The 3213-nt window shown below is 65.9% G+C and carries 1 protein-coding gene; it reads left to right on the top strand.

Going from position 1 to position 3213, the window contains the following annotated elements:
* Positions 1-235: 235 nt before the first annotated feature.
* Positions 236-2857 carry a DNA mismatch repair protein MutS gene (gene mutS, locus NZM16_RS03030; protein WP_295478465.1) on the top strand — a complete coding sequence of 874 codons (2622 nt, stop codon included), beginning with the start codon at positions 236-238 and terminating at the stop codon, positions 2855-2857.
* Positions 2858-3213: the final 356 nt, after the last annotated feature.

The raw sequence follows: 3213 nt of genomic DNA on the forward strand, positions 1-3213 counted from the left end.
CAAAGGCCCCCGCACCGCCCTCGAAAACCTCCAAATGAAAAATGGACAAAGCACCGGGCATTCTCGCAGGATGCGTCTTTAATATAATGATGATAGGCTTTTCAGGGATCCGTAAGGGGATAATCCGTTGCAGCCTCTATATGAGGGCCCCATCGGATAGGGCCCTCATTACCGGAGTAGGGGCAGGTCTCTGTGTCCGTCGTTACGCTCCGTCTCTTACAGGGAGATGAACCGCATGAGCGCTGAGACCCCGATGCTCGCCCAGTATCGCCGGATCAAAGCCCGCTTCCCCGATGCGATCGTGATGTTCCGGCTGGGCGACTTTTACGAGATGTTTGAAGAGGATGCGAAAATCGCCGCCCGCGAGCTGGAGCTGGCCCTGACTTCCCGCTCGTTCTCCAAGGATGTGCGCCTCCCCATGGCTGGAGTGCCGGCCCACCACGTCGATTCCTACATCGGCCGGCTGATCGCCAAAGGCTACAAGGTCGCCGTGGTGGAGCAGCTGGAGGACCCCAAAAAGGTCAAGCGGCTGGTGAAGCGGGACGTGGTGCGGGTGATCACCCCAGGCACCGTCGTGGAGGAGGCCCTGCTCCGCGACCGGCTGGAGAATTACCTGGCCGCCGTCGCCCCCTCCCCGGACGGCCGGTCATTCGGCCTGGCTGCCCTGGATCTTTCCACCGGTGAGTTTTTCACGGCCCAGCTGGAAGGCTCAGAGGCCGAGGCCACCCTCCTGGAGGAGCTGGCCCGCCTGAGCCCGGCCGAGCTCGTGCTCCCCGAATCCCGGGCCCGGGATGAGGCCTGGGTAGCCCGGCTGAAGGGAGAACGCACCGTCCGCATCTCCCCTCTGGCCGATGCCGCCTTCCACCCGGAAAACGCCCGCCAGCGCCTCCTGGAACACTTCGGGGTCTCCTCCCTCCAGCCGTTCGGTTGTGAGGGACTCCCTTGGGCGATCGCTGCCGCCGGCGCCGCCCTGCACTATGTGAAGACCTCCCAAATCTCCGACCTCCGCCACCTGCGCTACCTCAGCACCTACCACCGGGATGCCTATATGGGGCTGGATCCGGTCACCCGGCGGAACCTGGAGCTTACCGAGACCATCCGGGAGCGCCGGGCGGAGGGGAGCCTGTTCTCTGTCCTCAACCACACCGTGACCGCCATGGGAGCCCGGCTGCTCCGCCGCTGGCTGCTCCAGCCCTTGAGGGATGTCCCCGCGATCCAGATGCGCCTGGACGCGGTGGAGGAGCTGACCCGCGATGGGCTGCTCCGCCAGGATCTGCGGAGGCTACTGGATGGACTCTACGATGTGGAGCGGCTGGTGGGTCGCATCGGCTTCGGCAACGCCAACGCCCGCGATCTGGTGGCCCTGAAGCGGACGTTGCAGCGGATCCCTCAAATCCGGAGCCGGATGCTGTGGGTTCAGGCCGCCCGGCTTCAAGCCCTGCGGGATGAGCTGGATCCCTGTGTGGAGGTGGTCACGCTGATCGATCGGGCCATCGTGGACGATCCGCCCCTCCTGCTTCGGGAGGGCGGGCTGATCAAGCCGGGCTATCATGAGGAGCTGGATCGGCTGCGCCGCGCCGAGGAGGAAGGACGACGCTGGCTGGCCGAGCTGGAAGGGCGCGAGCGGGCCCGCACCGGCATCGAGAACCTTCGCATCCGATACAACGAGATCTTCGGCTTCTTCATCGAGGTCCCCCGCTCGAAGGCGCACCAGGTGCCGCCCGACTACGAGCGCCGGGCCACCATCACCCACGCCGAGCGCTTCGTCACGCCGGAGCTGAAGGCGCGGGAGACGGAGATCCTGGCCACCCAGGAGCGGATCGAGGATTTAGAATACGAGCTCTTCGCGGAGGTGCGGGGGAAGGTCGCCGAATACATCGAGCGGCTGCAGGGGGTGGCCCGTCGGCTGGCGGAGCTGGACGTCTATCAGGCGCTGGCGGAGGCCGCTGCCCGCTACGGCTACACGCGGCCCGTCGTGGAGGAGAGCGATCGGATCGAGATCCGGGAGGGCCGCCATCCGATGGTGGAACGGCATCTCCCCCCGGGCGAGCCGTTCGTGCCCAACGACGCGGAGCTCAGCGCCTCGCGCCGGCTGATCATCCTGACGGGCCCCAACCTGAGCGGCAAGTCGGTTTACATCCGCCAGGTGGCCCTGATCACCCTCATGGCCCAGATGGGCTCCTTCGTGCCGGCCCGTTCCGCCCGCATCGGGATCGCGGACCGCCTGTTCGCCCGGGTGGGGGCCAGCGACGACATCACGGCCGGCATCTCAACCTTCCTGGCGGAGATGCTGGAGACCGCCTACATCCTCCATCACGCCACCCCTCGCTCCCTGGTGATCCTGGATGAGGTGGGCCGGGGGACCAGCACCTATGACGGGCTGAGCCTGGCATGGGCCGTGGCGGAGGCGCTGCACGACGAGGTGCAGGCGCGCGTCCTTTTCGCCACCCATTATCACGAGCTGACCCGGCTGGCGGATCACCTGGAAGGGGCCTGCAATATGACGATGGCCGTGCGGGAGATCGGGGATCAGGTGGTGTTTCTGCGACGGGTGATCCCCGGGGCTGCCGACAAGTCGTATGGGATCTATGTCGCGCGGCTGGCCGGCCTGCCCGACCGGGTGATCCGGCGGGCCCGTCAGGTTCTGGAGGAACTGGAAGGAAAGCCGGCCCATCCGGAGCTTCCAGCGCCTCGCCGGGGGCATCCCCTCGCGCGGCCGGAGGAATTCGAGGAGGTCCGGCGGCTTCTCTGGGAGATCCTGGGCCTGGACCTGGCGAACACCACCCCGCTGCAGGCCCTGCTCGCGCTGAATGAACTCCAGGGGCGACTCCGACAGCTTCTGCAGTCCGAACGGTAGCGTCCCCCGCCGCCGTGGAGGCGTCCTCCCCTGCACGCCAACCCCCCAGGCCTTCATCACTCATGCCTTACACGGGGTCCAAAGGCATAAGCGGGGCGGCCTTCGACGTAACTTCCGAAGCATAATTTCAAAGCAATGATCGCGTTTACAATCCCCCACGGAATTTTCGTGAGGCATAGACCGCCACAGCGGTCGACGCTTCACTCTGGGGTGACCACTTTTAATTTGGGGGTTTTCGGGGGCGGTGCGGGGGGCCTTCCGGACGGGCTGTAGTTAGGCCTCTTCCGGGATTTCCACCCCCATCGTCAGATCGGGAACCTTCACGATATGTCGCCGCAGGACGCGGGCCAGAAGGA

The sequence above is a fragment of the Thermoflexus sp. genome, assembly GCF_025055495.1.
Taxonomy (GTDB): Bacteria; Chloroflexota; Anaerolineae; order Thermoflexales; family Thermoflexaceae; genus Thermoflexus.

What these genes read in the sequence shown, in the direction of transcription:
- mutS (WP_295478465.1), top strand. Translation starts at nt 236, where the DNA reads ATGAGCGCTGAGACCCCGATGCTCGCCCAGTATCGCCGGATCAAAGCC.